This window comes from Levilactobacillus tangyuanensis (assembly GCF_003946545.1).
Lineage (GTDB): Bacteria > Bacillota > Bacilli > Lactobacillales > Lactobacillaceae > Levilactobacillus > Levilactobacillus tangyuanensis.
The window spans coordinates 76,557-93,606 of sequence record NZ_RHOA01000002.1; the positions used below are offsets into that span (position 1 = coordinate 76,557).

The following is a 17,050-nucleotide window of genomic DNA, read 5'->3' on the forward strand; positions in this document are numbered from 1 at the left end:
CGATTCATCAATATTTCACCGGACCAATCGCCAAAAAATTTAATTTGATTGCGCTCATGCACAGCGTCTTGTCCATAACGGCACGCCCGCCATTCTCCAGACAAACAAAAAAGCCCCCACCATAACGGTGAGAGCTCTCCCAAATTGTAATATCGAAATATTAACGCTTTGAGAATTGTGAAGCCTTACGAGCCTTCTTCAGACCTGGCTTCTTACGTTCCTTCATCCGTGCGTCACGGGTCAAGAGACCTGCACGCTTAAGCGGACCACGGAAATCTGGGTCGACTTCGAGCAATGCCCGAGCGATCCCATGACGAGTTGCGCCGGCTTGACCGGAGAAACCGCCACCACGCACAGTAACTAATGCATCATAGTTACCAAGAGTTTCCGTAACGTTGAATGGTTGTAAAACAACTTCACGAATACTTGCGAATGGGATGTAATCTTCAATAGACTTGTTGTTCATAACAATTTTACCTGAGCCTGGTACTAAACGTACCCGTGCAGAGGAGTTTTTACGACGGCCAGTGCCGCGATATTGAACTTGTGCCAATTTGGTTTCCTCCTTAGATTAGGTTAGTAATGTCTAATACTTCTGGCTTTTGTGCTTCGTGCTTGTGGTCTTCACCAGCGTACACGTGAAGCTTCAATGCCATTTGGTGACCTAAGGAGTTCTTAGGGAGCATACCTTGTACAGAAGTTTCGATCAACTTTTCTGGGTTTTGATCCCGGAAGTTACCAGCAGTCCGTGACTTCAAGCCACCGGCGAAGCCGGTATGGTGGTAGTAAATCTTGTTAGTTGCCTTACGGCCAGTTAAAGCGACCTTTTCAGCGTTGATGACGATTACGTTGTCACCAGTGTCCACGTTAGGGGTGAACGTTGGCTTGTTCTTACCACGTAATACAGAAGCAACGACCGAAGCAAGCCGACCTAAACTAACGTCAGTTGCGTCGACGATGTACCATTTGCGGTCAACATCGTTTGGTTTTGCAATATAAGTTGTACGCACGTTAAATTCCTCCATAAATCTGTGTTTGTCTGACACCAAGTAAACTTTCCGGGGCTTATCGTGGGGCAAACAATACCAACAACCATAATACAAAGTTTTACCCATAAAGTCAATGATTGTTTGTCCCCAGAACCAAATTACCGCTGTCGTTGGGGCAATTTCGTTGGGTGTTCCGGATCCTCACCTTGGTAATAGACATGTTTCAAATACAGCCCCGCAGCAGGAACGGTTCGCCGAGCCTGCTTACGGTCCTTAACCTCATATAGCCGCGGAATATCATGAACGGGACGCGTGCCCGAGCCAATCTCAACCAGCACCCCAACCATAATTCGTACCTGATTGTACATAAAGCCATTCCCATAGAATTCAAAGACCAGTTCGTTATTGGCCTTATCAATCCAGCAACTGGCTTCATAGATCGTCCGCACAAATGTCCTGGTCTGCGCACCAGAGGCCACGAAGCTCGTAAAATCATGCTCTCCCACTAGATCCGCACAGGCCTGATTAATCTTATCCAAATCAACCGGAAATTTCCACTGACCCGTATAATGCCGTTTAAAGGGATTGCGAAACTCACCCATGTCCATCCGGTAAAGATACCGCTTGCCAGAGACATCATACCTGGCATGAAAGGTATCGGCAACCTCCTCGACCTTCAGTACCTCCATATCCATGGATAACATGCTGTTTAAGCCCTTGCGCATGTTTTCTGCAGGAATGACAAATGGAAAGTCAAAGTGGACCACCTGGGCCAATGCATGGACACCTGCGTCCGTGCGGCCAGAGCCATATATTTTGATTGCCGGCTGTGGATTCTTAGCCATTTTGTTCACGACTTTAGTCAGGACGCTCTCGACCGTTCGCTTATCAGGCTGCCGCTGGAATCCGGCAAAGTCTGTCCCATCATACATTAAAGTGACTTTGTAGCGTTGCATAGGTTCCTCCTACCAACGACGAAATACCAGAATCGCCGCAAATCCAATTAAGAAAATTAACCAGGTCACCGTGTCACGGTGATGCCAAGTTAAAATTCGATACTGACTACGATGCTCGCTGTCCTGGTAACCGCGGGCCTCCATCGCAATCGATAAATCTTCTGCCCGATTAAACGCGCTCATAAACAAAGGAATCATTAGTGGAATCAGTGAATGCGCCTGCTTAAACAGATTACCTTCACCAAAGTCCACCCCCCGTGCACGTTGGGCGTTCATAATCTTTACCGCCTCGTCCATTAGCGTGGGCACGAACCGTAAGGCAATTGACAACATCATCGCCAGAGTATCCACTGGCACCTTGACCCACCTTAAGGGGGCCATCAATGAGGCCAGTCCCGTGGCAATATCCAGGGGCTGCGTGGTCAGCGTCAATAAGGTTGAGGTCATAATAATCAATAAGAACCTAATAGCAATGACTCCGGAGGTGATAATTCCCAGCGTCGTCACCCGCAAGAAGGCCCAATGGAAGTAGGTGTGGCCCCCCACGGGGCTAAATAACATCTGCACGACCACCGTGAAAATAATCAGCCACAGCAGGGGCCGAATCCCCTTTAAGAAGAATCCCAGGTTAATCTTGGAGGCCAAGATGGCCCCCAAAGTCATCACGATCAGGATCACGTAACTCCACAGGCTGTTGGCCATAAAGACCAAGACGATGTAAAAGAAACTCAGAAGTAGTTTAGCCCGGGGGTCAAGCCGGTGAACGATGGAATTCAGTGGTAAATAGCGACCAAAAAGAATACTAGACATCAGCCTGTCCCCCTTTGGGCCACCGACTGGCTAGTTGATCAGCCAACTCTTCCGCGGTCAACGGCAGTGACGCCCAGGTCATTCCCCGTCGACTAAGGCCTTGAGCAAATTGAGCGGCAATGGGTTCTTCAAGCTGATTTTCGAACAGCCACTGGGGATCGCTGAAAATCTCACGGGTCGATCCATACTTCACTAGTCGCCCTTGCCGCATAACCGCAACCTGTTCTGCATACTGGGCCACGTCTTCCATTTGATGGGTCACCAAGATAATACTCAGGCCTTGTTCTCGATGCAGACGACCAAAGAGACTCATCATCTCTTGGCGTCCCTGTGGGTCCAGGCCGGCCGTGGGTTCATCTAAGATGAGCACCTGTGGTTGCATCGCCAAAACCCCGGCAATTGCCACCCGCCGCATTTGCCCTCCTGAGAGCTCAAATGGCGACCGATCGGCATATTCAGCCTTTAAGCCGACCGTCTCAAGCATCTGATCCGCTAATGCTAATGCATCGGTCTCACTCATACCAAAGTTCTGCGGACCAAAGGCAATGTCCTGCCGAACTGTTTCGGCAAATAGCTGACTTTCCGGAAACTGGAAAACCATGCCAACGTGGCGTCGCAATGGCTTCAAGTCGGCATTGGTCGTCTTGGGCGTAATGGTAAAATCATCAATTGTGATTTTACCGGCCGTGGGCTTCAACAACGCATTTATTTGTTGGATTAGCGTCGACTTCCCACTCCCCGTATGGCCAATAAGCGCCAAAAAACAATTGTCGGGCGCAGAGAATGAAATGTCGGTCAAGGCGGGATTGGCCATCGGCGTCCCCGCCTGATAGGTAAAGTCTACGTGTTCGAAAGTGATCGCCACAACCAGTCCTCCATTTCCGCCGTTGTCTGATAATCTGTCGGAGGTACGATACCTCTGGCCTTCAACGCTGCTTTAAGTTTCGCTATGAAAGGAATATCCAATCCCAAGGCAATCAGTTGATCCCCCTTGGAGAAGATTTCCTCAGGCGACGCCTCTTCAACCAATTTGCCGTCATCAATCACCAAGACCCGGTCGGCACCGGCAGCCTCATTGATGTCATGGGTAATGGAAATCACGGTCAAATGCTGATTTTCCCGCAATTGACGAACCAATTTTAACATGGCCGTCCGTCCCTGCGGATCCAGCATGCTGGTTGCTTCATCTAGGATTAAAATATCGGGGGTAATGGCCACGATTCCAGCCAAAGCGACCCGTTGCTTCTGTCCCCCAGAGAGTGAACTCGGTTGGCGTTGGGCAAAGTCGCCCATGCCGACCTCTTCCAAGGCAGCCCGAACCCGCGGGATCATCTTATCTCGTGGGACCTGCCGATTTTCGAGTCCAAAGGCCACATCATCTTCAACCGTTGCGCCAACGAATTGGTTATCCGGATTTTGAAAAATCATGCCGATCTGCTCCCGAACAGTCCAAACCGTGTCCTCAGTTAGCTCAGTGCCCCCAACGGTGATGGTCCCTTCCGTAAACGGCAATAAGCCATCCAAACACTTTGCTAACGTTGATTTACCACTACCGTTATGACCAACAATCGCCAACCATTCACCGGGCCGCACGGTAAAGCTAATGTCACTGAGTGCCGGCCGCTCATGATCGCTATAACTATAGGTAAGCTGCTTAACTTCAATGATATTATCCATCCGTCGTCAACGCTCCTCATAATTTAAAAGTCACTCGTTATTATACCAAATGTTCCGCATGTGGCGTAGTGGTTGGACGACATTGCGCCGAATTGGCTGGAAATTTACCGGCCAATTATCAAGCATACTAACCCACGTCGTCAAACGACCTCTCAGCCACTCTCAAGCAGTGTCACCTATTCACGGACCAGACCTGCCAATCTCACTAAAAAAGGCCCACCAGTCCTAACAAGTCCCCTCTGTGGCCAACTAGCCAGTTAGTCACAGTCAACGCTTGTTAAATCCGATGAGCCTTAATTTTATGTACAAAAAAAATCACTAACAAACCAGCGGCGCTGAGGCAAAAGCCCCCATTCAAGCTAGACTCGGAAATTCCATCATCATAGCGCTCTATACCACATGGTCCTAGTGATTAATTTGAAAATCGTTGACCGCGTTTAAGGACGCGATTACTCCCGAAACGTTAACTAATCAAGATTAGTCGACGAATTCTAAGATAGCCATTGCGGCACCATCACCACGACGAGGCATCGTCTTCAAGATACGCGTGTAACCACCTTTACGGTCTGCGTACTTAGGTGCTAAGTCGCTAAATACCTTTTGTAATGCGCTGGTAACAACAACATCGTCGCCATCTTCTTTAACATCTGCAACCACGTTACGGATGAAAGCAGCAGCTTGCCGACGAGCATGTAAGTCGCCTTGCTTACCTAAAGTAATCATTTGGTCAGCCGTCTTCCGAACTTCCTTAGCGCGTGCTTCAGTCGTTTCGATGCGGCCGTTCAAGATTAAACTAGTGGTCAAATCGCGTAACAAGGCACGACGTTGAGAACTAGTCCGTTGTAATTTACGGTAACTCATAACCAGAAACCCTCCTTTGAGTGTCTAAAAATTAGTCTTCCTTCCGAAGTGATAAACCTAAGTCAGCTAACTTAGCTTTGACTTCTTCAAGGGACTTGCGACCCAAGTTACGAACCTTCATCATGTCTGCTTCGGTCTTGTTGTTCAATTCTTGAACCGTATTGATACCAGCACGCTTCAAGCAGTTGTAAGAACGGACGGACAAGTCAAGCTCTTCGATAGTCATCTCAAGCATCTTTTCCTTGTGAGTCTCTTCCTTTTCAACCATGATTTCCGCATTCTTAGCTTCGTCAGTCAAATCGACAAACATAGCCAGATGTTCGGTCAAGATCTTAGCAGCCAATGCAATGGCTTCGCTTGGATTAATTGAACCGTTTGTCCAAACATCCAGGGTCAATTTATCGTAGTCAGCCCGCTGGCCAACCCGTGCATTCTCTACTTGGTAGTTAACCCGTTCGATTGGGGTATAAATGGAATCAACAGCCAAAACGCCGATAGGCATGTCTGTGTTGCGAGCTTTATTCTCGTCAGCAGAAACATAGCCACGACCCTTGTCCGCCGTCATCCGCATATGGAACGTTGCCCCATCGGCAACCGTAGCAATGTACAGATCTGGGTTCAGAACATCAACATCAGCACCCGTTACAATGTCACCGGCAGTGACTTGTGCAGGACCCTTAACGTTAATCTCCATTGTTTCTTCCTGATCGTCAGAACCGTTCAACTTCAACGCAATCTTCTTAACATTTAAGATGATTTGCGTGACGTCTTCAACGACTCCTTCTACAGTTGAAAACTCATGCAGAACCCCGTCGATTTGAATGCTGGTAACAGCTGCACCAGGTAATGAAGAAAGTAAGATCCGCCGTAAGGAGTTGCCAAGCGTTGTCCCGTAACCACGTTCCAACGGTTCAACAACAATCTTACCGTAGTTGTTACTCTCGTCAATTTTATGAATGTTAGGCTTTTCAAATTCAATCATTCTTATCGTTTACCCCTTTCAAACCGCGTTGAGCTTCTATAAGTCAATCCCATCATGAAGGTTGCCCTCATTAATGAAACGCTCACGACTAAACCCGACGGCGCTTTGGAGGACGAGTACCATTATGAGGAACTGGCGTAACATCTCGAATAGCTGAGATTTCAATACCAGCAGCCTGGATGGCCCGAATTGCAGCTTCACGTCCTGAACCAGGACCCTTGACAGCAACTTCAACGGACTTGATACCGTGTTCTTGTGATGCCTTAGCAGCGGCTTCAGCAGCCATTTGAGCAGCAAATGGCGTTGACTTCCGACTACCCTTGAAACCTAATGCACCGGCTGATGACCAGGCAATAGCGTTCCCTTGAACGTCAGTAATCATGACCAATGTGTTGTTAAACGTAGCATGGATATGTGCAACACCGGCTTCAATATTTTTCTTGACCCGACGCTTGCGACTAGTTTTTCTAGTAGCCATAAAGTGATAAACCTCCCTTACTTCTTCTTACCGGCAATCGAAACGGCTTTACCCTTCCGAGTGCGGGCATTGTTTTTGGTGTGTTGACCGCGAACAGGCAGTCCACGACGGTGACGCATCCCACGATAAGAACCAATTTCCTGTAAGTTCTTAATGTTCAGACTAACTTCACGCCGTAAATCCCCTTCGACCTTGTACTTGTCGACTTCAGCACGAACCTTGTCTTCTTGGTCAGGCGTTAAATCACGAACCCGAACGTCTTCAGAAACTCCGGCATCAGCAATGATCTTGTGTGCCGTGTTAATACCAATTCCAAAAATGTAAGTCAAACCATAAGCGATTCGCTTATCACGTGGTAAATCCACTCCAGCAATACGTGGCATTTAATTGCACCTCCTATAAATTGAAATTACTTACCCTGGCGTTGTTTATGCTTAGGGTTAGCTGAGCAAATAACCATTACTCGGCCCTTACGCTTGATAACCTTGCAGTGTTCGCACATTGGCTTAACTGATGGTCTTACCTTCATGAGTATCCCTCCTACATCCAGTCCTAACCGTTACTTAAAGCGATAAGTAATCCGGCCTTTGGACAAGTCATACGGTGACATTTCAACAGTTACTCGATCACCAGGCAAAATGCGGATGTAGTGCATCCGGATCTTACCAGAAACGTGAGCGAGAATTTCATGACCGTTCTCTAATTCGACCCGAAACGTTGCGTTAGGTAATGTTTCGGTAACTTTACCTTCGACTTCGATGACATCGCTCTTCGCCACGAAAGTACCTCCTTTAAATTGCGTGTAAAATACACGTAAAAGCGGTAGGAACAAGGATCTTGTTCCCACCCAGCGCCTATAGACAGCACAAAAGTGCCATTTACAGGCTAAACCTGAATAAGTCTACCACATTTCTCACGCGGACGCAAGAACGAGAGATTCCTACAGGTTCTTCAGGATCTTTTCAATGTCGACGTAAACATCATCAATGTCCCGGTCACCATCAACAGTGAACAGTAAGTTCTTCTTGGTATAGTAATCAACTAGCGGTGTATTCATCTTTAAATTAACCGCCAACCGATTCTTAACCGTTTCCGGCTTATCGTCCTCACGTTGATAGAAATCATGACCGCCACATACATCACAGGTGCCTTCAACCTTAGGTTGCTTGTAGAGCTTGTGGTAAGTTGCACCACAAGTACGGCAGATGTAACGACCTGAAAGCCGTTCAACCAAGACATCTGGTTCGACGTGAATATTAATCACGGCGTTGATGGTCCGCCCAAGTTCAGGCCCAAACGTATCGAGCGCTTCAGCTTGAACAATGGAACGAGGAAAGCCATCCAACATGAACCCATCTTGAGTATCGTCCTTGGCCAACCGATCACGAACGATGCCATTAGTGACTTCGTCCGGTACCAATTCACCCTTGTCGATAAATTTTTTCGCAGCTAAGCCCATTTCAGTTTCGTCCTTCATTGCCGCGCGGAAGATGTCCCCCGTTGAAATATGTGGCAAATTAAACTCCTTGATAATCTTTTCAGCTTGCGTTCCTTTACCGGCACCCGGCAGACCCATGAGAATTAAATTCATTGCTGTCATGTTCATTCTCCTTACTTCGAAATTATTCGCCTGAAAAACACAAGCAGGTGTGCTAAAAGAATCAACACACCCGCTGGAAACTCATTAAGCTGGTTCTGGATCTTGGATAAAGCCAACGTATTCGCGCTTCATCATTAATCCGTCAACTTGGCGCATAGTTTCAATGGCAACCCCAACCACGATTAAGAGGCTGGTACCACCTAAACCAATTGATTCGTTTAAGTCCCAAAGGTTTTGGGCAACTAACGGAAGTAAGGATACGAATCCAAGGAAGAGAGCCCCAACAGTGCTGAGACGCATCAACAAACTGGAAACGTATGATTGTGTTTCGTGACCTGGCCAAACGCCTGGGATATAACTCCCTTGCTTTTGCAGGTTCTCGGCTAACTTTTCAGGGTTAACCTGAACGAACGCATAGAAGAACGTGAACACAACGATCAGAACTGTGTACAAAGTAGCACCATCTGGCGTTTGCATATTAAAGATGTTGGTCAGCGTCTGGTACCAGGCATCTTGGGAGTGGGTGTTTTGAAAGGCCATCAAAATAGTTTGAGGCGTTGCAATAAACGAACTAGCAAAGATAACTGGAATAACACCGGCAACGTTAACCTTCAGAGGTAAGTAACTGTTATCAGCTGAACCTGATACTCGACGGGTGTATTGAATTGGCACCCGACGTTCGGCTTGTTGAACCCACGTTACGAAGGTCACAACGATAAGCACTAGAACCAGCAAAGCAACTAAGAACAGAACACTCTTCCAAATAGTTCCCGTAGCAGCATCTACGAAATAAGTCTTGTAAAGTTGGTAAACGGATTGCGGTGTCCGGGCAATAATCCCGGCAAAGATAATCATCGAAACCCCGTTACCCAAGCCCCGGTCGGTGATCATATCACCCATCCAGGTTGTCAACATGGTCCCACCAGTCAGGATTAACCCGATGGCAAAATATGTTTGGATACTTGGATTTTGAACCAGTTTTAATGAACTTAAGGCACTAAAACCAGCCGTAATCCCGATTGATTGAACGAATGCCAATACAATCGCTAAGTACCGTGTTGCTTGGTTCAGCTTGCGCCGACCAACATCACCCTGCTTACTCCATTCAACGAAGCGCGGAACGATGTCCATTTGTAGCAATTGAATAACGATTTGTGCGGTGATGTAGGGCGAAACCCCCATCGCAAAGATAGAATAGTTAGACAGTCCACCACCACTAAAGGTATCTAAAATACTAACCAATCCAGAAGACGCAACGCTTTGAAGTGCCTTTGCGTTAATGCCGGGGACAGTAATATAGGTACCCAACCGAAAGACAATCAAAACCATTAGAGTAAAGAGAATCTTATTACGGATATCTTTAATCTTAAAGGCGTTTTTCAAGCTTGATAGCATTAGATCACCTCTGTCTTACCACCAGCAGCTTCGATAGCTTCGGCAGCTGACTTGGAGAACTTGGCAGCCTTGACCGTCAACTTCTTCGTTAACTCACCGTTACCTAAGATCTTGATGCCAGCCTTTTCGTTTTTAACGATACCGGCTTCAACCAAGGCAGCTGGAGTCACTTCAGCACCATCATCAAAGACGTTCAAAGCAACTAAGTTTACGACAGCAAATTCCTTACGGTTAATGTTGGTAAACCCACGCTTTGGGATCCGACGATATAATGGCATTTGGCCCCCTTCAAAACCCAAACGAGTTTTGCTACGAGCTTTTTGACCCTTTTGGCCACGACCAGAGGTCTTACCATTACCAGATGAATCACCACGACCTACCCGGTTACGAACCTTTCGTGAGCCTTCAGCAGGTTTTAATTCATTCAACTTCATGCTATTGCGCACCTCCTTATTTAATGATTTGAGAATTACTTAACTTCTTCAACCTTAATCAAGTGAGCGATTTGGAAAAGAGCACCACGTGTAGCGGCGTTATCTGGTTGGATAACGGTGCTGTTAATCCGATTCAAGCCCATTGCTTCCACAATCTTACGCTGTTTAGGGAGGCGGTGAGCAACACTATGAATTAAAGTAACTTTTAATTGAGCCATTTTAATACCCCTCCTTATTCAGCTAAGTGTTGAAGAGAGACACCACGGAGAGCGGCAACTTCTTCAGCCCGCTTCAACTCAGCTAAGCCAGCAAAAGTGGCCCGAACTGCGTTGACCGGTGTGTTAGAACCTAAACGCTTTGAAGTAACGTCGGCAACCCCAGCTAATTCCATGACGGAACGAACTGAACCACCAGCGGTAACTCCAGAACCTTCAGCGGCAGGCTTCAACATGATCTTGCCCCCACCATATTCACCAAGTACTTCGTGAGGAATGGTCGTTCCCACGATTGGAACTTCGATCAGGTTCTTACGTGCGGCTTCAACAGCCTTACGAATAGCTTCTGGGACTTCTTGAGCTTTACCAGTACCAAAGCCAACGTGACCGTTCTTATCGCCGACAATTACAAGCGCAGAAAACCGTAAACGACGGCCACCTTTTACAACCTTAGTAATCCGGTTGATAGCAACAACGTTGTCTTCAAGTTCTAACTTGTCGGGATCAATAAATTTTGCCATGTGTGGTTATTCCTCCTTACTGTTAAAATTTAAGCCCGTTTTCGCGAGCAGCTTCTGCCAATGCTTGGACACGGCCGTGGTATAAGTAACCGCCACGATCGAATACAACATCGGTAATTTTCTTTTCGACAGCACGCTTTGCAATCAAAGCACCAACAGCCTTAGCTTCGTCAGTCTTGTTTGCATCGCTTACTTCGCTATCTAACGTCGAGGCACTAACAAGCGTGACACCCGCTACGTCATCAATGACTTGAGCGTAGATGTTTTTGTTAGAGCGGAAAACGTTTAAGCGTGGGCGTTCAGCATTCCCAGAAATTTTGTTACGAACACGCATATGACGCTTTTGACGTGTTTTGTTTTTATCTGGTTTAGTAATCAAAATAGTCACCTCTTTGTAAAATTATCAGCATTAAGCTGCGAAACTACTTACCAGTCTTACCTTCACGAATACGAACATATTCGTTTTCGTAACGGATACCCTTACCCTTGTAAGGTTCTGGTGAACGAACGGCACGAATTTCAGCAGCGAAGTCACCGACTTCTTGCTTACTAATACCGGAAATGTTGATAGTGGTATTATCTGGAACCTTGATGTCCAAGGATTCAGGAATAGCCATTTCAACAGGGTTAGAATAACCAACGCTCAATACCAAGGTCTTACCCTTAGCTTGAACACGGTAACCAACACCGACTAACTTCAAGGTCTTTGCGAAGCCCTTAGCAACACCTTCAACCATGTTGTTTAAGTTGGCACGCATCGTCCCATGAAGTGCACGGGTCTTGTTGTTGTTGTCAGGACGGTCGAAATCAACGGCACCGTCACTAATCTTCATTGAAATAACGTTAGAGAACGTCCGGGTTAATTCACCCTTAGGACCTTTAACAGTTACTTGATCGCCGTCGCGTTTAACTTCAACGCCTTCAGGAACATTAACAGTCTTATAACCAATACGACTCACTGAAAGGCACCTCCTATCTTTTAAAAGTTATTACCAAACGTAAGCGAGTACTTCGCCACCGATTTTCTTTGCTCGAGCTTCTTTGTCGGTTACAACACCTTCAGAAGTTGAGATGATGGCGATACCCAAACCGTTTAATACCTTTGGAACAGAGTCGGCCTTAACGTATGAACGTAAGCCGGGCTTTGAAATACGCTTTAAACCACTGATAACGCGTTGGTTATCCTTACCGTACTTAAGGAAAACACGGATGATGCCTTGCTTGTCATCATCGATGTATTCAACATTACGGATGAAACCTTCGCGCTTCAGGATTTCAGCGATGTCACGTTTAATTTTAGATGCAGGTACTTCGAGTGATTCGTGACGAACCATGTTGGCGTTACGAATACGAGTCAAGAAGTCTGCAATAGGATCAGTCATGGACATTAACGTTTACCCTCCCTTTGTTTAAAATTCGTGTTACCAGCTAGCCTTCTTCATGCCAGGGATTTGACCCTTGTGGGCAAGATCGCGCATGCAGATACGGCAAAGATGGAACTTTTGATAAACAGAGTGTGGACGTCCACAACGTTCGCAACGAGTGTAATTCTGAGTAGAGAACTTCGCAGGACGCTTGTTCTTAGCAATTTGAGATTTCTTAGCCAATTTGTGTGAACCTCCTTGTATTAGTGTGCGAACGGCATACCGAATTGAGTCAATAATTCACGTGACTCTTCATCGGTGTTAGCCGTCGTAACGATAACGATGTCCAAACCACGGACACGGTTAACATTATCAAAGTTAATTTCTGGGAAAATCAATTGTTCCTTAACACCCAGAGTGTAGTTCCCACGGCCATCAAAGGCACGAGAACTAACACCATGGAAGTCACGAACACGTGGTAATGACACGTTTACCAATTTATCCAGGAATTCGTACATACGGTCGCCACGAAGGGTGACCTTAGCACCGATTGACATGCCTTCACGAAGACGGAAGGTTGCGATTGACTTCTTGGCCTTAGTAACCAAAGGCTTTTGACCAGAAATCAAACCAAGTTCTTCAACGGCTTCGTCAAGGTTCTTAGCGTTGGCAACAGCGTCACCAACACCCATGTTCAATACGATCTTTTCAATCTTTGGCGTCTGCATAACAGAGCTGTAACTGAATTTTTCCACCAATGCTGGTGTAACTTCACTAACGTATTTATCTTTTAAACGAGCTGACATGAAATGAGGTTCCTCCTTTCAATGATTATTTGTCGATGGTTTCGCCGGACTTTTTAGAGAACCGGACTTTGTGACCATCTTCAACTCGAACGCCAAGCCGGGTTGGTTCGTTGTTCGAAGGATCGACGAGCATTACATTAGATGCGTGAATTGGTGCTTCAATATCAATAATTCCGCCTTGGGGATTAGTTTGAGAAGCTTTTTGGTGCTTCTTAATCATATTGACGCCTTTAACGATCACGCGGTTCTTAGCGTTCAGAACTTTAGAAACAGTTCCTTCTTTGCCTTTATCTTTGCCAGCGATCACGCGGACCTTGTCACCAGTTTTAATAAGCATTCCTGTGGGCACCTCCTTGTTAAAACAATTCTTGATTACAGTACTTCGGGTGCTAATGAGATAATCTTCATGTAGTCGTTGTCACGTAATTCACGTGCAACTGGCCCAAAGATCCGAGTCCCTTGTGGGCTCTTGTCGTCTTTGATCAGCACTGCAGCATTTTCATCGAAGCTGATGTAAGTCCCATCGTTACGACGTACACGAGACTTCGTACGTACAACAACAGCCTTTACAACATCACCTTTTTTGACAACGCCACCTGGTGTTGCTTGTTTGACAGTAGCAACGATAATATCACCAATTCCGGCGTAGCGACGCTTGGAGCCACCCAGAACCTTGATCGTCAGGATTTCCCGGGCGCCGGAGTTGTCGGCAACCTTTAATCGACTTTCTTGTTGGATCACAGCTAGTGTCCTCCCTTCAGTTCTAGTTCAGAATACGATAAAAACGACACCTAAATGATTACTGCTTTTTCAACAATGTCGACTAAGCGGAACCGCTTGGTAGCAGACATTGGCCGCGTTTCCATGATCGTAACAACGTCGCCCGTGTGAGCTTCATTGTTTTCATCATGTGCCTTGTACTTCTTGGAGTACTTGACACGCTTGCCATATCTTGCATCCGTCTTCGTCGTTTCTACGACGACAGTGATCGTTTTGTCCATTTTATCGGAAACAACACGACCCCGATATACCTTACGGTGATTACGTGCATCACTCATGTATTAGTGACCTCCTTTTTATCGTATTCTACTTGTTCAGTTCTTGTTGGCGAAGAGCGGTTTTAATCCGCGCAATGTTCTTACGAACTTGCTTCAACCGTGCAGTGTTTTCCAACTGGCCAGTTGCTAATTGGAAACGCAGATTGAATAATTCGTCCTTGTAGCTCTTTTCTTTATCGAGCATTTCAGCAGTGGTTAAGTCGTTGATTTCTTTAGTCTTCATTAGATTCGCCACCTACTTCCTCTCGAGTTAATACCTTGGTACGAACGGGAAGCTTCATGGCAGCCAAACGTAAGGCTTCGCGAGCAGTTTCTTCTGAAACGCCACCCACTTCAAACATAACCTTACCGCGCTTAACTGGGGCAACCCAGCCAGCTGGCGTACCTTTACCATTACCCATCCGGACCCCAACACCTTTTTCAGTGTAGGATTTGTGAGGGAAAATCTTGATCCAGACCTTCCCGCCACGTTTCATATAACGAGTGATTGCAACACGGGCTGCTTCGATTTGACGGTTCGTGATCCAATGAGAATCAAGAGCTTGTAAACCAAAGTCACCGAAAGCGACACTCTTACCACCCTTGGCTTCGCCACGAAGCTTACCACGGTGGACACGACGGAACTTTACTCGCTTAGGTACCAGCATGCTATTTCCCTCCTTGTCCGTTAGTTTGTTTCTTTTCAGGTAAAATTTCACCACGGTAGATCCAAGTCTTAACACCCAGAGAACCGTAAGTTGTATGAGCTTCTACCCATGCATAATCGATGTCAGCACGTAACGTGTGCAGAGGAACCGTACCTTCAGCATAGCTTTCGACACGGGACATATCAGCACCGTTCAAACGACCGGCAACCTGCGTCTTGATACCCTTGGCACCAGAACGCATAGTCCGTTGCATCGTCCCACGCATAGCGCGACGGAAAGCAACACGGCCTTCCAATTGACGAGCGATGTTTTCGCCGACCAACTTGGCATCCAAATCTGGCTTCTTGATTTCCACAATGTTGATGTGAACACGTTTGCCAGTTAAGTCGTTTAACTCCTTACGGAGATTTTCAACTTCGGAACCACCCTTACCAATAACCATACCTGGCTTGGCAGTGTGAATTGAGATGTTGACGCGGTTTGCAGCCCGTTCAATCTCAACAGTTGATACTGAAGCATCTTCAAGACGCTTTTCGATGAATTTACGGATTTGAAGGTCTTCCTTCAGGTAAGCAGCGAAATCCTTTTCAGCATACCACTTTGCTTCCCAGTCGCGAATGATACCGACCCGTAATCCAGTTGGATTTACTTTTTGACCCACGCGTTATCCCTCCTCTTTTTCAGATACAACAACCGTAATGTGACTCGTACGCTTGTTGATTGGTGAAGCAGAGCCTTTGGCACGAGGACGGAACCGCTTAAGGGTTGGTCCTTCGTTCACATAGGCTTCGCTAACAACTAAGTCTTGACGATCTAAGTCAAAATTGTTTTCTGCGTTAGCAATTGCAGAGTTTAAAACCTTTGCCACAACCGGTGATGCTCCACGGGGTGTGAACTGTAAGATAGCTAGCGCTTCTGCGACGCTCTTGCCGCGGATAAGATCGATGACAAGGCGGATTTTGCGAGCAGCAATCCGAACCGTCTTGGCAGTCGCTTGCGCTGATGTAACTTGTTCAGCCATTAGTTAATCCTCCTTATCAACGAGTTTTTTTGTCGTCGCCACCATGACCACGGAAAGTCCGGGTTGGTACGAATTCGCCAAGCTTGTGTCCTACCATGTCTTCTTGAACGTAAACTGGTACATGCTTCCGTCCATCATAAACAGCAATGGTATAACCAATGAAGCTTGGGAAAATAGTAGACCGACGGGACCAGGTCTTGATGACGGTCTTCTTGTCAGAATCTTTTTGTGCGTCAATCTTGTTTAACAAGTGCGCATCGGCAAAAGGTCCTTTTTTCAAACTACGACCCATTATGAAACCTCCTCTACTTGTGGCGCATCGTTTATAACGATGAACACCAGGTCTCTTGACATCCGGATAACCGGATTAATTACATCTTGGAACCTTTACGGTGACGAACAATGAACTTCTCAGTCTTGTTCTTCTTAGAACGCGTCTTCTTACCAACAGTCTTCTTACCCCATGGAGAAAGAGGAGATGGTAAACCAACAGGAGCCTTACCTTCACCACCACCATGAGGGTGATCGTTAGGGTTCATAACTGACCCACGAACGTGAGGACGTTGACCTGACCAACGAGTACGGCCGGCTTTACCAACGTTAACTAATTCATGTTCTTCGTTACCTACGGCACCGATAGTAGCACGGTTAACCTTCAGAACCATCCGAACTTCACCAGATGATAACCGAACTAACACGTACTTGTCGTCGTTAGCTTTACCTAACAATTGAGCTGAAGTCCCAGCGGAACGGACCAATTGGCCACCCTTACCAGGCTTCAATTCGATGTTGTGAATAACAGTCCCAAATGGGATGTTAGCTAATGGCAAAGTGTTACCAATCTTGATATCAGCTTCTGGACCAGATTGAACTTTGTCGCCAACCTTTAAGCCCTTAGGAGCAATGATGTAAGACTTGATACCATCGGCGTAAACAAGTAAAGCAATGTTAGCGGTCCGGTTAGGGTCGTATTCGATTGCCTTAACAGTTGCTGGAACATCATCTTTAATACGCTTGAAGTCGATGATCCGGTATTGACGCTTGTTACCACCGCCACGATGACGGACAGTCATCTTACCAGCATTGTTACGGCCGGCAGAGTGACTTTGTGAATCAAGCAATGACTTTTCAGGAGTCGTCTTAGTGATGACGTCTTTGTAAACCAAACCCGTCATATTACGACGACCATTGCTTGTTGGTTTGTATTTCTTAATCGCCACGTTATTTCCCTCCTAT

Annotated in this window: 31 protein-coding genes; all 31 read right to left on the reverse strand. The window is 46.5% G+C overall.

Annotation, left to right across the window (positions count from 1 at the left end; genetic code table 11):
* Positions 1-160 precede the first annotated feature (160 nt).
* Entirely contained in the window at positions 161-553 is a 393-nt protein-coding gene (rpsI, locus tag EKM96_RS01875; RefSeq protein WP_125639003.1) for a 30S ribosomal protein S9, read from the reverse strand.
* Between the two features lie 13 nt (positions 554-566).
* Entirely contained in the window at positions 567-1,010 is a 444-nt protein-coding gene (rplM, locus tag EKM96_RS01880; protein WP_061776041.1) for a 50S ribosomal protein L13, read from the reverse strand.
* A 137-nt stretch (positions 1,011-1,147) separates the two neighbouring features.
* Positions 1,148-1,945: a tRNA pseudouridine(38-40) synthase TruA gene (truA, locus tag EKM96_RS01885; protein ID WP_125639006.1), complete on the reverse strand. Its 798-nt coding sequence runs from the start codon at positions 1,943-1,945 to the stop codon at positions 1,148-1,150.
* A 9-nt stretch (positions 1,946-1,954) separates the two neighbouring features.
* Positions 1,955-2,755 carry an energy-coupling factor transporter transmembrane component T family protein gene (locus EKM96_RS01890; RefSeq protein ID WP_125639009.1) on the reverse strand — a complete coding sequence of 267 codons (801 nt, stop codon included), beginning with the start codon at positions 2,753-2,755 and terminating at the stop codon, positions 1,955-1,957.
* Positions 2,748-3,569, reverse strand: coding sequence for an energy-coupling factor transporter ATPase (locus EKM96_RS01895; RefSeq protein WP_382336202.1), 822 nt, complete (start codon positions 3,567-3,569; stop codon positions 2,748-2,750). The genes EKM96_RS01890 and EKM96_RS01895 overlap by 8 nt, the downstream gene beginning before the upstream one ends.
* A gap of 26 nt (positions 3,570-3,595) precedes the next feature.
* Complete coding sequence (locus tag EKM96_RS01900; protein WP_125639015.1) at positions 3,596-4,432, reverse strand: energy-coupling factor ABC transporter ATP-binding protein; 837 nt, start codon at positions 4,430-4,432, stop codon at positions 3,596-3,598.
* A 477-nt stretch (positions 4,433-4,909) separates the two neighbouring features.
* Positions 4,910-5,293 (reverse strand): 50S ribosomal protein L17, encoded by a 384-nt coding sequence (rplQ, locus tag EKM96_RS01905; protein WP_125639018.1) that lies wholly within the window; start codon positions 5,291-5,293, stop codon positions 4,910-4,912.
* Between the two features lie 31 nt (positions 5,294-5,324).
* Positions 5,325-6,275, reverse strand: a complete 951-nt coding sequence (locus EKM96_RS01910; RefSeq protein WP_061776035.1) for a DNA-directed RNA polymerase subunit alpha — start codon at positions 6,273-6,275, stop codon at positions 5,325-5,327.
* An 88-nt stretch (positions 6,276-6,363) separates the two neighbouring features.
* Entirely contained in the window at positions 6,364-6,753 is a 390-nt protein-coding gene (gene rpsK / locus EKM96_RS01915; RefSeq protein WP_061776034.1) for a 30S ribosomal protein S11, read from the reverse strand.
* 17 nt (positions 6,754-6,770) lie between these two features.
* Positions 6,771-7,136, reverse strand: coding sequence for a 30S ribosomal protein S13 (gene rpsM / locus EKM96_RS01920; protein ID WP_061776033.1), 366 nt, complete (start codon positions 7,134-7,136; stop codon positions 6,771-6,773).
* Between the two features lie 26 nt (positions 7,137-7,162).
* A complete protein-coding gene (gene rpmJ, locus EKM96_RS01925; protein WP_011668476.1) occupies positions 7,163-7,282 on the reverse strand; it encodes a 50S ribosomal protein L36 in 120 nt (39 codons plus the stop codon).
* 30 nt (positions 7,283-7,312) lie between these two features.
* Entirely contained in the window at positions 7,313-7,531 is a 219-nt protein-coding gene (gene infA, locus EKM96_RS01930) for a translation initiation factor IF-1 (RefSeq protein WP_061776032.1), read from the reverse strand.
* A 162-nt stretch (positions 7,532-7,693) separates the two neighbouring features.
* Positions 7,694-8,344 (reverse strand): adenylate kinase, encoded by a 651-nt coding sequence (locus EKM96_RS01935; RefSeq protein ID WP_318531038.1) that lies wholly within the window; start codon positions 8,342-8,344, stop codon positions 7,694-7,696.
* Between the two features lie 93 nt (positions 8,345-8,437).
* The gene (gene secY, locus EKM96_RS01940) at positions 8,438-9,748 is read right to left on the reverse strand and encodes a preprotein translocase subunit SecY (protein WP_125639024.1); all 1,311 of its coding nucleotides are present in this window, start codon (positions 9,746-9,748) and stop codon (positions 8,438-8,440) included.
* Positions 9,748-10,182 (reverse strand): 50S ribosomal protein L15, encoded by a 435-nt coding sequence (gene rplO / locus EKM96_RS01945; protein WP_125639027.1) that lies wholly within the window; start codon positions 10,180-10,182, stop codon positions 9,748-9,750. The genes secY and rplO overlap by 1 nt, the downstream gene beginning before the upstream one ends.
* 35 nt (positions 10,183-10,217) lie before the next feature.
* Positions 10,218-10,400, reverse strand: coding sequence for a 50S ribosomal protein L30 (rpmD, locus tag EKM96_RS01950; protein WP_061776028.1), 183 nt, complete (start codon positions 10,398-10,400; stop codon positions 10,218-10,220).
* Between the two features lie 14 nt (positions 10,401-10,414).
* On the reverse strand, positions 10,415-10,918 hold the full coding sequence (rpsE, locus tag EKM96_RS01955) for a 30S ribosomal protein S5 (RefSeq protein WP_061776027.1): 504 nt from the start codon (positions 10,916-10,918) through the stop codon (positions 10,415-10,417).
* Between the two features lie 22 nt (positions 10,919-10,940).
* Entirely contained in the window at positions 10,941-11,306 is a 366-nt protein-coding gene (gene rplR / locus EKM96_RS01960; RefSeq protein WP_318531036.1) for a 50S ribosomal protein L18, read from the reverse strand.
* 34 nt (positions 11,307-11,340) lie between these two features.
* Positions 11,341-11,877, reverse strand: coding sequence for a 50S ribosomal protein L6 (gene rplF, locus EKM96_RS01965; RefSeq protein ID WP_125639033.1), 537 nt, complete (start codon positions 11,875-11,877; stop codon positions 11,341-11,343).
* Between the two features lie 30 nt (positions 11,878-11,907).
* Positions 11,908-12,306 carry a 30S ribosomal protein S8 gene (gene rpsH / locus EKM96_RS01970; protein WP_061776024.1) on the reverse strand — a complete coding sequence of 133 codons (399 nt, stop codon included), beginning with the start codon at positions 12,304-12,306 and terminating at the stop codon, positions 11,908-11,910.
* Positions 12,307-12,339: 33 nt separating this feature from the next.
* Positions 12,340-12,525, reverse strand: a complete 186-nt coding sequence (locus EKM96_RS01975) for a type Z 30S ribosomal protein S14 (RefSeq protein WP_061776023.1) — start codon at positions 12,523-12,525, stop codon at positions 12,340-12,342.
* 20 nt (positions 12,526-12,545) lie between these two features.
* The gene (gene rplE, locus EKM96_RS01980; protein ID WP_125639036.1) at positions 12,546-13,088 is read right to left on the reverse strand and encodes a 50S ribosomal protein L5; all 543 of its coding nucleotides are present in this window, start codon (positions 13,086-13,088) and stop codon (positions 12,546-12,548) included.
* Positions 13,089-13,113: 25 nt separating this feature from the next.
* Entirely contained in the window at positions 13,114-13,425 is a 312-nt protein-coding gene (rplX, locus tag EKM96_RS01985) for a 50S ribosomal protein L24 (protein ID WP_061776021.1), read from the reverse strand.
* Positions 13,426-13,460: 35 nt separating this feature from the next.
* Entirely contained in the window at positions 13,461-13,829 is a 369-nt protein-coding gene (gene rplN / locus EKM96_RS01990; protein ID WP_061776020.1) for a 50S ribosomal protein L14, read from the reverse strand.
* A gap of 50 nt (positions 13,830-13,879) precedes the next feature.
* The gene (gene rpsQ / locus EKM96_RS01995; protein WP_061776019.1) at positions 13,880-14,146 is read right to left on the reverse strand and encodes a 30S ribosomal protein S17; all 267 of its coding nucleotides are present in this window, start codon (positions 14,144-14,146) and stop codon (positions 13,880-13,882) included.
* Between the two features lie 28 nt (positions 14,147-14,174).
* Entirely contained in the window at positions 14,175-14,369 is a 195-nt protein-coding gene (rpmC, locus tag EKM96_RS02000; protein WP_061776018.1) for a 50S ribosomal protein L29, read from the reverse strand.
* Positions 14,359-14,793, reverse strand: coding sequence for a 50S ribosomal protein L16 (rplP, locus tag EKM96_RS02005; protein ID WP_061776017.1), 435 nt, complete (start codon positions 14,791-14,793; stop codon positions 14,359-14,361). The genes rpmC and rplP overlap by 11 nt, the downstream gene beginning before the upstream one ends.
* Position 14,794: 1 nt before the next feature.
* Entirely contained in the window at positions 14,795-15,454 is a 660-nt protein-coding gene (gene rpsC / locus EKM96_RS02010) for a 30S ribosomal protein S3 (RefSeq protein WP_061776016.1), read from the reverse strand.
* A gap of 3 nt (positions 15,455-15,457) precedes the next feature.
* Positions 15,458-15,814, reverse strand: a complete 357-nt coding sequence (rplV, locus tag EKM96_RS02015) for a 50S ribosomal protein L22 (RefSeq protein ID WP_125639039.1) — start codon at positions 15,812-15,814, stop codon at positions 15,458-15,460.
* A gap of 16 nt (positions 15,815-15,830) precedes the next feature.
* Positions 15,831-16,106, reverse strand: coding sequence for a 30S ribosomal protein S19 (gene rpsS / locus EKM96_RS02020; RefSeq protein WP_125639042.1), 276 nt, complete (start codon positions 16,104-16,106; stop codon positions 15,831-15,833).
* A gap of 79 nt (positions 16,107-16,185) precedes the next feature.
* On the reverse strand, positions 16,186-17,034 hold the full coding sequence (rplB, locus tag EKM96_RS02025) for a 50S ribosomal protein L2 (protein ID WP_125639045.1): 849 nt from the start codon (positions 17,032-17,034) through the stop codon (positions 16,186-16,188).
* Between the last annotated feature and the right edge of the window lie 16 nt (positions 17,035-17,050).

Coding starts and splice junctions, on each gene's coding strand:
- truA (WP_125639006.1), bottom strand. CDS start 1,945: ATGCAACGCTACAAAGTCACTTTAATGTATGATGGGACAGACTTTGCC.
- EKM96_RS01890 (WP_125639009.1), bottom strand. CDS start 2,755: ATGTCTAGTATTCTTTTTGGTCGCTATTTACCACTGAATTCCATCGTT.
- EKM96_RS01895 (WP_382336202.1), bottom strand. CDS start 3,569: ATGGCCAATCCCGCCTTGACCGACATTTCATTCTCTGCGCCCGACAAT.
- EKM96_RS01900 (WP_125639015.1), bottom strand. CDS start 4,432: ATGGATAATATCATTGAAGTTAAGCAGCTTACCTATAGTTATAGCGAT.
- rplQ (WP_125639018.1), bottom strand. CDS start 5,293: ATGAGTTACCGTAAATTACAACGGACTAGTTCTCAACGTCGTGCCTTG.
- EKM96_RS01910 (WP_061776035.1), bottom strand. CDS start 6,275: ATGATTGAATTTGAAAAGCCTAACATTCATAAAATTGACGAGAGTAAC.
- rpsK (WP_061776034.1), bottom strand. CDS start 6,753: ATGGCTACTAGAAAAACTAGTCGCAAGCGTCGGGTCAAGAAAAATATT.
- rpsM (WP_061776033.1), bottom strand. CDS start 7,136: ATGCCACGTATTGCTGGAGTGGATTTACCACGTGATAAGCGAATCGCT.
- rpmJ (WP_011668476.1), bottom strand. CDS start 7,282: ATGAAGGTAAGACCATCAGTTAAGCCAATGTGCGAACACTGCAAGGTT.
- EKM96_RS01935 (WP_318531038.1), bottom strand. CDS start 8,344: ATGAATTTAATTCTCATGGGTCTGCCGGGTGCCGGTAAAGGAACGCAA.
- secY (WP_125639024.1), bottom strand. CDS start 9,748: ATGCTATCAAGCTTGAAAAACGCCTTTAAGATTAAAGATATCCGTAAT.
- rplO (WP_125639027.1), bottom strand. CDS start 10,182: ATGAAGTTGAATGAATTAAAACCTGCTGAAGGCTCACGAAAGGTTCGT.
- rpmD (WP_061776028.1), bottom strand. CDS start 10,400: ATGGCTCAATTAAAAGTTACTTTAATTCATAGTGTTGCTCACCGCCTC.
- rpsE (WP_061776027.1), bottom strand. CDS start 10,918: ATGGCAAAATTTATTGATCCCGACAAGTTAGAACTTGAAGACAACGTT.
- rpsH (WP_061776024.1), bottom strand. CDS start 12,306: ATGTCCATGACTGATCCTATTGCAGACTTCTTGACTCGTATTCGTAAC.
- rplE (WP_125639036.1), bottom strand. CDS start 13,088: ATGTCAGCTCGTTTAAAAGATAAATACGTTAGTGAAGTTACACCAGCA.
- rplX (WP_061776021.1), bottom strand. CDS start 13,425: ATGCTTATTAAAACTGGTGACAAGGTCCGCGTGATCGCTGGCAAAGAT.
- rpsQ (WP_061776019.1), bottom strand. CDS start 14,146: ATGAGTGATGCACGTAATCACCGTAAGGTATATCGGGGTCGTGTTGTT.
- rpmC (WP_061776018.1), bottom strand. CDS start 14,369: ATGAAGACTAAAGAAATCAACGACTTAACCACTGCTGAAATGCTCGAT.
- rplP (WP_061776017.1), bottom strand. CDS start 14,793: ATGCTGGTACCTAAGCGAGTAAAGTTCCGTCGTGTCCACCGTGGTAAG.
- rplV (WP_125639039.1), bottom strand. CDS start 15,814: ATGGCTGAACAAGTTACATCAGCGCAAGCGACTGCCAAGACGGTTCGG.
- rpsS (WP_125639042.1), bottom strand. CDS start 16,106: ATGGGTCGTAGTTTGAAAAAAGGACCTTTTGCCGATGCGCACTTGTTA.